7 protein-coding genes and 4 pseudogenes are annotated in these 6,263 nt (G+C 56.3%); 6 read left to right on the top strand and 5 right to left on the bottom strand.

The features are described from left to right. From ABVN36_RS24345 to intI1, 5 genes and pseudogenes are all read right to left on the bottom strand, one after another. Positions 1–280, bottom strand: a 280-nt coding sequence (locus ABVN36_RS24345) for an IS6 family transposase (protein ID WP_001067825.1), incomplete at its 3' end; no start/stop codon positions are given. Between the two features lie 67 nt (positions 281–347). Further along, positions 348–659 (bottom strand): annotated as a pseudogene (locus ABVN36_RS24340) (DUF4158 domain-containing protein); the annotation flags it as partial. A 2-nt stretch (positions 660–661) separates the two neighbouring features. Next, positions 662–1,222, bottom strand: coding sequence for a recombinase family protein (locus ABVN36_RS24335; RefSeq protein WP_000147567.1), 561 nt, complete (start codon positions 1,220–1,222; stop codon positions 662–664). A 125-nt stretch (positions 1,223–1,347) separates the two neighbouring features. Further along, positions 1,348–1,698 (bottom strand): annotated as a pseudogene (locus ABVN36_RS24330) (DUF3330 domain-containing protein); the annotation flags it as partial. A 202-nt stretch (positions 1,699–1,900) separates the two neighbouring features. Beyond that, entirely contained in the window at positions 1,901–2,914 is a 1,014-nt protein-coding gene (intI1, locus tag ABVN36_RS24325; protein WP_000845039.1) for a class 1 integron integrase IntI1, read from the bottom strand. 144 nt (positions 2,915–3,058) lie between these two features. On the opposite strand from intI1, the gene dfrA12 reads away from it, so the two are divergent. From dfrA12 to ABVN36_RS24295, 6 genes and pseudogenes are all read left to right on the top strand, one after another. Continuing rightward, positions 3,059–3,556 carry a trimethoprim-resistant dihydrofolate reductase DfrA12 gene (gene dfrA12, locus ABVN36_RS24320; RefSeq protein WP_001083725.1) on the top strand — a complete coding sequence of 166 codons (498 nt, stop codon included), beginning with the start codon at positions 3,059–3,061 and terminating at the stop codon, positions 3,554–3,556. 111 nt (positions 3,557–3,667) lie between these two features. Continuing rightward, positions 3,668–3,958: a DUF1010 domain-containing protein gene (locus tag ABVN36_RS24315; RefSeq protein WP_001336345.1), complete on the top strand. Its 291-nt coding sequence runs from the start codon at positions 3,668–3,670 to the stop codon at positions 3,956–3,958. Between the two features lie 5 nt (positions 3,959–3,963). Beyond that, a pseudogene (locus ABVN36_RS24310) lies at positions 3,964–4,802 on the top strand (AadA family aminoglycoside 3''-O-nucleotidyltransferase). Positions 4,803–4,918: 116 nt separating this feature from the next. Continuing rightward, positions 4,919–5,266, top strand: coding sequence for a quaternary ammonium compound efflux SMR transporter QacE delta 1 (locus tag ABVN36_RS24305; RefSeq protein ID WP_000679427.1), 348 nt, complete (start codon positions 4,919–4,921; stop codon positions 5,264–5,266). After that, a pseudogene (gene folP / locus ABVN36_RS24300) lies at positions 5,260–5,919 on the top strand (dihydropteroate synthase); the annotation flags it as partial. The gene ABVN36_RS24305 and the pseudogene folP, both read left to right, overlap by 7 nt. Before the next feature lie 64 nt (positions 5,920–5,983). Beyond that, positions 5,984–6,263, top strand: a 280-nt coding sequence (locus ABVN36_RS24295) for an IS6 family transposase (RefSeq protein WP_001067825.1), incomplete at its 3' end; no start/stop codon positions are given.

Genomic DNA, 6,263 nt, shown 5'->3' with positions numbered 1-6,263 from the left:
CCCGGTACAGATACGCCCAGCGGCCATTGACCTTCACGTAGGTTTCATCCATGTGCCACGGGCAAAGATCGGAAGGGTTACGCCAGTACCAGCGCAGCCGTTTTTCCATTTCAGGCGCATAACGCTGAACCCAGCGGTAAATCGTGGAGTGATCGACATTCACTCCGCGTTCAGCCAGCATCTCCTGCAGCTCACGGTAACTGATGCCGTATTTGCAGTACCAGCGTACGGCCCACAGAATGATGTCACGCTGAAAATGCCGGCCTTTGAATGGGTTCATGTGCAGCTCCATCAGCAAAAGGGGATGATAAGTTTATCACCACCGACTATTTGCAACAGTGCCCGCTCAGGTGCTCGCGCCGGGTCTGCTCCCGCTGGCCGTACTCGTTCCAGCTTTCGACGCCGACCTTGAGCTGGTCGGCGACCAGCTTCAACAAGGGCGGGAACGGTAGTTCATCGACGCCCAGGATGACGCCGGGAAAGCGCAGGTAACAGAGCTGCACCGCGAAGCCCAGCCGATTGGCTGGCCCGCGCCGCTGTCGGATGATCGAGAGGTCGGTATCGTTGAATGTGTAATGTCGGATCAGGTCGTCCTTGGAGTCCGGCAACGCCAGCAGGCTTTCCCGCTCGGCGGCGGACAGGATGGAACGACGTGGCATATTTACTGATCCGTTCTCAAGTATTGATACAGGGTTTCGCGACTGATTCCGAATTCACGAGCAAGCTTGGTCTTTTGCTCGCCAGCCTCGACACGTTGGCGCAGTTCGGCAATACGCTCAGACGACAGGGATTTCTTCCTGCCACGGTAAGCCCCGCGTTGCTTGGCGAGCGCAATACCCTCGCGCTGACGCTCGCGGATCAGGGCGCGCTCGAACTCGGCGAACGCGCCCATCACCGAGAGCATCAGGTTCGCCATCGGAGAGTCTTCGCCAGTAAAACTGAGGTGTTCCTTGACGAATTCGATATGCACGCCGCGTTGTGTCAGCGTTTGCACGATCCGGCGCAAATCATCGAGATTGCGCGCCAGGCGATCCATGCTATGCACCACCACGGTGTCGCCGGTGCGGGCGAAGCTTATCAGCGCTTCCAGTTGCGGACGCTTGACATCCTTGCCGGATGCCTTGTCGCTAAAAGCGCGATCAACCTTGACGCCTTCCAGTTGCCGTTCCGGGTTCTGGTCGAAGGTGCTGACCCTGATATACCCAATGCGCTGTCCAGTCATGGAATTCCCTGCAAAATGTCAGGGAAGACTCTATGACCTTCAACGAGATATGTCAATAAATTCAAAATTCAATCCTATCCTGACGCAATTTACACATGGCATCTGACATCAGGTTAGGGTATGCCTCAACCTGACGGCGGCGAATCACAAGCGTCCGGTTTGACGCTGGTTTCGGTCGCAGTGCTGGCCCGCGCCTGGAAGCGCTGATAGCACTCCAGCCCGCAGAAATGCTCCACGTACTCGGCCCCTTCCGGCGTGAAGGCGGCATCGAGCGGGATTTCCTTGCAGCACACGCAGCAACTGGTGCTCGGTTCATTGGCGTTCATGGTGGTGTTCCTCCATTGGTTGACGAAGCCGACGAAGGCCGCCGCCGGCATCGGCCTGGCGAACAGGAAACCCTGCACCGTGTCGCAACCCGCCTGCCGCAACCACGCAAGGCAGTCGGGTGTTTCCACACCCTCGGCTACCACCTCCATTGTCGTTTTCAGAAGACGGCTGCACTGAACGTCAGAAGCCGACTGCACTATAGCAGCGGAGGGGTTGGATCCATCAGGCAACGACGGGCTGCTGCCGGCCATCAGCGGACGCAGGGAGGACTTTCCGCAACCGGCCGTTCGATGCGGCACCGATGGCCTTCGCGCAGGGGTAGTGAATCCGCCAGGATTGACTTGCGCTGCCCTACCTCTCACTAGTGAGGGGCGGCAGCGCATCAAGCGGTGAGCGCACTCCGGCACCGCCAACTTTCAGCACATGCGTGTAAATCATCGTCGTAGAGACGTCGGAATGGCCGAGCAGATCCTGCACGGTTCGAATGTCGTAACCGCTGCGGAGCAAGGCCGTCGCGAACGAGTGGCGGAGGGTGTGCGGTGTGGCGGGCTTCGTGATGCCTGCTTGTTCTACGGCACGTTTGAAGGCGCGCTGAAAGGTCTGGTCATACATGTGATGGCGACGCACGACACCGCTCCGTGGATCGGTCGAATGCGTGTGCTGCGCAAAAACCCAGAACCACGGCCAGGAATGCCCGGCGCGCGGATACTTCCGCTCAAGGGCGTCGGGAAGCGCAACGCCGCTGCGGCCCTCGGCCTGGTCCTTCAGCCACCATGCCCGTGCACGCGACAGCTGCTCGCGCAGGCTGGGTGCCAAGCTCTCGGGTAACATCAAGGCCCGATCCTTGGAGCCCTTGCCCTCCCGCACGATGATCGTGCCGTGATCGAAATCCAGATCCTTGACCCGCAGTTGCAAACCCTCACTGATCCGCATGCCCGTTCCATACAGAAGCTGGGCGAACAAACGATGCTCGCCTTCCAGAAAACCGAGGATGCGAACCACTTCATCCGGGGTCAGCACCACCGGCAAGCGCCGCGACGGCCGAGGTCTTCCGATCTCCTGAAGCCAGGGCAGATCCGTGCACAGCACCTTGCCGTAGAAGAACAGCAAGGCCGCCAATGCCTGACGATGCGTGGAGACCGAAACCTTGCGCTCGTTCGCCAGCCAGGACAGAAATGCCTCGACTTCGCTGCTGCCCAAGGTTGCCGGGTGACGCACACCGTGGAAACGGATGAAGGCACGAACCCAGTGGACATAAGCCTGTTCGGTTGGTAAGCTGTAATGCAAGTAGCGTATGCGCTCACGCAACTGGTCCAGAACCTTGACCGAACGCAGCGGTGGTAACGGCGCAGTGGCGGTTTTCATGGCTTGTTATGACTGTTTTTTTGTACAGTCTATGCCTCGGGCATCCAAGCAGCAAGCGCGTTACGCCGTGGGTCGATGTTTGATGTTATGGAGCAGCAACGATGTTACGCAGCAGGGCAGTCGCCCTAAAACAAAGTTAGCCATATGAACTCGGAATCAGTACGCATTTATCTCGTTGCTGCGATGGGAGCCAATCGGGTTATTGGCAATGGTCCTAATATCCCCTGGAAAATTCCGGGTGAGCAGAAGATTTTTCGCAGACTCACTGAGGGAAAAGTCGTTGTCATGGGGCGAAAGACCTTTGAGTCTATCGGCAAGCCTCTACCGAACCGTCACACATTGGTAATCTCACGCCAAGCTAACTACCGCGCCACTGGCTGCGTAGTTGTTTCAACGCTGTCGCACGCTATCGCTTTGGCATCCGAACTCGGCAATGAACTCTACGTCGCGGGCGGAGCTGAGATATACACTCTGGCACTACCTCACGCCCACGGCGTGTTTCTATCTGAGGTACATCAAACCTTCGAGGGTGACGCCTTCTTCCCAATGCTCAACGAAACAGAATTCGAGCTTGTCTCAACCGAAACCATTCAAGCTGTAATTCCGTACACCCACTCCGTTTATGCGCGTCGAAACGGCTAACCATTCCGTCAACGGGACGCCAAAATGCTGCGCATTTTGGTTCCCTCCGCTGCGCTCCGGCTCTCGTTACGTCCAACGTTAGCACCACTGAAACCCAGCTTTATTTAGCTCATGTTTATTCAAACGGCATTTAGCTTTTCAGGCGTTATTCAGTGCCTGTTTTGCCTTTTTTCCGGGCTTCGCCTGCATGGGCTGCGCAGGTTTTCAGTCTTTTTGGCCTCTAGCCCTTGCGTAGCAAGCGCAAGCAGCTATCGTTTTTGCAGTGCTGTGCCGCCTCGGTGGCGCAGCGTTTTTTCACGGTTAGCGCCCGTCGCCAAATTCAAGTTATCCGTTTTGGCTTCTGGTTCTAACATTTCGGTCAAGCCGACCCGCATTCTGCGGTCGGCTTACCTCGCCCGTTAGACATCATGAGGGAAGCGGTGACCATCGAAATTTCGAACCAACTATCAGAGGTGCTAAGCGTCATTGAGCGCCATCTGGAATCAACGTTGCTGGCCGTGCATTTGTACGGCTCCGCAGTGGATGGCGGCCTGAAGCCATACAGCGATATTGATTTGTTGGTTACTGTGGCCGTAAAGCTTGATGAAACGACGCGGCGAGCATTGCTCAATGATCTTATGGAGGCTTCGGCTTTCCCTGGCGAGAGCGAGACGCTCCGCGCTATAGAAGTCACCCTTGTCGTGCATGACGACATCATCCCGTGGCGTTATCCGGCTAAGCGCGAGCTGCAATTTGGAGAATGGCAGCGCAATGACATTCTTGCGGGTATCTTCGAGCCAGCCATGATCGACATTGATCTAGCTATCCTGCTTACAAAAGCAAGAGAACATAGCGTTGCCTTGGTAGGTCCGGCAGCGGAGGAATTCTTTGACCCGGTTCCTGAACAGGATCTATTCGAGGCGCTGAGGGAAACCTTGAAGCTATGGAACTCGCAGCCCGACTGGGCCGGCGATGAGCGAAATGTAGTGCTTACGTTGTCCCGCATTTGGTACAGCGCAATAACCGGCAAAATCGCGCCGAAGGATGTCGCTGCCGACTGGGCAATAAAACGCCTACCTGCCCAGTATCAGCCCGTCTTACTTGAAGCTAAGCAAGCTTATCTGGGACAAAAAGAAGATCACTTGGCCTCACGCGCAGATCACTTGGAAGAATTTATTCGCTTTGTGAAAGGCGAGATCATCAAGTCAGTTGGTAAATGATGTCTAACAATTCGTTCAAGCCGACCGCGCTACGCGCGGCGGCTTAACTCCGGCGTTAGATGCACTAAGCACATAATTGCTCACAGCCAAACTATCAGGTCAAGTCTGCTTTTATTATTTTTAAGCGTGCATAATAAGCCCTACACAAATTGGGAGATATATCATGAAAGGCTGGCTTTTTCTTGTTATCGCAATAGTTGGCGAAGTAATCGCAACATCCGCATTAAAATCTAGCGAGGGCTTTACTAAGCTTGCCCCTTCCGCCGTTGTCATAATCGGTTATGGCATCGCATTTTATTTTCTTTCTCTGGTTCTGAAATCCATCCCTGTCGGTGTTGCTTATGCAGTCTGGTCGGGACTCGGCGTCGTCATAATTACAGCCATTGCCTGGTTGCTTCATGGGCAAAAGCTTGATGCGTGGGGCTTTGTAGGTATGGGGCTCATAATTGCTGCCTTTTTGCTCGCCCGATCCCCATCGTGGAAGTCGCTGCGGAGGCCGACGCCATGGTGACGGTGTTCGGCATTCTGAATCTCACCGAGGACTCCTTCTTCGATGAGAGCCGGCGGCTAGACCCCGCCGGCGCTGTCACCGCGGCGATCGAAATGCTGCGAGTCGGATCAGACGTCGTGGATGTCGGACCGGCCGCCAGCCATCCGGACGCGAGGCCTGTATCGCCGGCCGATGAGATCAGACGTATTGCGCCGCTCTTAGACGCCCTGTCCGATCAGATGCACCGTGTTTCAATCGACAGCTTCCAACCGGAAACCCAGCGCTATGCGCTCAAGCGCGGCGTGGGCTACCTGAACGATATCCAAGGATTTCCTGACCCTGCGCTCTATCCCGATATTGCTGAGGCGGACTGCAGGCTGGTGGTTATGCACTCAGCGCAGCGGGATGGCATCGCCACCCGCACCGGTCACCTTCGACCCGAAGACGCGCTCGACGAGATTGTGCGGTTCTTCGAGGCGCGGGTTTCCGCCTTGCGACGGAGCGGGGTCGCTGCCGACCGGCTCATCCTCGATCCGGGGATGGGATTTTTCTTGAGCCCCGCACCGGAAACATCGCTGCACGTGCTGTCGAACCTTCAAAAGCTGAAGTCGGCGTTGGGGCTTCCGCTATTGGTCTCGGTGTCGCGGAAATCCTTCTTGGGCGCCACCGTTGGCCGGCACTGTTGCAAATAGTCGGTGGTGATAAACTTATCATCCCCTTTTGCTGATGGAGCTGCACATGAACCCATTCAAAGGCCGGCATTTTCAGCGTGACATCATTCTGTGGGCCGTACGCTGGTACTGCAAATACGGCATCAGTTACCGTGAGCTGCAGGAGATGCTGGCTGAACGCGGAGTGAATGTCGATCACTCCACGATTTACCGCTGGGTTCAGCGTTATGCGCCTGAAATGGAAAAACGGCTGCGCTGGTACTGGCGTAACCCTTCCGATCTTTGCCCGTGGCACATGGATGAAACCTACGTGAAGGTCAATGGCCGCTGGGCGTATCTGTACCGGG

Source organism: Salmonella sp. SJTUF15581, from assembly GCF_043356775.1.
In the GTDB taxonomy this organism is placed as follows: Bacteria; Pseudomonadota; Gammaproteobacteria; order Enterobacterales; family Enterobacteriaceae; genus Salmonella; species Salmonella enterica.
Note: the sequence above shows the minus strand (reverse complement) of the source record. Positions and strands in the feature narration are given on the sequence as shown.